The sequence below is a fragment of the Paenibacillus sp. Aloe-11 genome, from assembly GCF_000245715.1.
Lineage (GTDB): Bacteria > Bacillota > Bacilli > Paenibacillales > Paenibacillaceae > Paenibacillus > Paenibacillus kribbensis.
The window spans coordinates 846,300-847,096 of record NZ_JH601056.1 but is presented as its reverse complement, the minus strand read 5'-3'; the positions used below and the strand labels follow the sequence as shown (position 1 = coordinate 847,096).

Sequence of the window (797 nt, the reverse complement as noted above, 5' to 3'; positions counted from 1 at the left end):
CTCGGGCAGTTCGTGCTTCGAATCTGGCGGAAGCTAGCGTAAGCTCCGTACATCTGACGGAGCATGCCGTACACCCTCAGCATCTGGCCGATGGGGCGGTACATGAATCTGCGCTGGCGGAAGGCGCGGTTCAGTCAAAACATATTGCACCGGATTCCGTCCAGTCAGAACATCTGCAAGCAGGGGCCATCCAGCAACAGCATATAGGCGGGCAGGTGGTATCGGAGGATGCCTTGCAGGAAGGGGCGGTTACGTCTGGCAAGATCGCGAATGGAGCAGTACAGTCCTGGCATGTGGCTGAGGAGTCCATTGAAGGCCAACACATTGGCGAGGGAGTCATTGATACGTATCACCTGAAGCCGGGGGCGGTGACACTGGCTCAGCTATCCACAGATATTCACCTCTCAGGGCTTTTGCCGGAGGAAGGCATCAGTGGCGACAGACTCCAGGCAGATAGTGTATCTCGCAGCCATCTGAAAGCTCAGGCCGTCGACAGTGAGGTGCTGGGCCCGGAAGCTGTAGGATCGGAGCATCTGCAGGCAGCTGCGGTACAAAGCCATCACCTGGCAGAACAGAGCATCGAAGGGCATCATCTGGTGGAAGGCTCCGTAGGCTCGCGTGAGCTGGAGCTGAGCGCAGTGAAGCCGGAGCATCTGAGCATCACCCCTGTTCGCACCTGTGCGAATCAGCCCGCATTGCAGCAGTTCGGCAGAGCACCGTTTCTTCTGAAGGGCAGTGAAGGAGAGACGGAGGTTACGATTGTATTCGGGGAGCCTTTTGTGAACCCGGACTATACG

Annotated in this window: 1 pseudogene; it reads left to right on the top strand. The window is 57.7% G+C overall.

Annotated features, from left to right (window positions below):
• Nucleotides 1–797, top strand: a pseudogene (locus WG8_RS17315) (WIAG-tail domain); the annotation flags it as partial.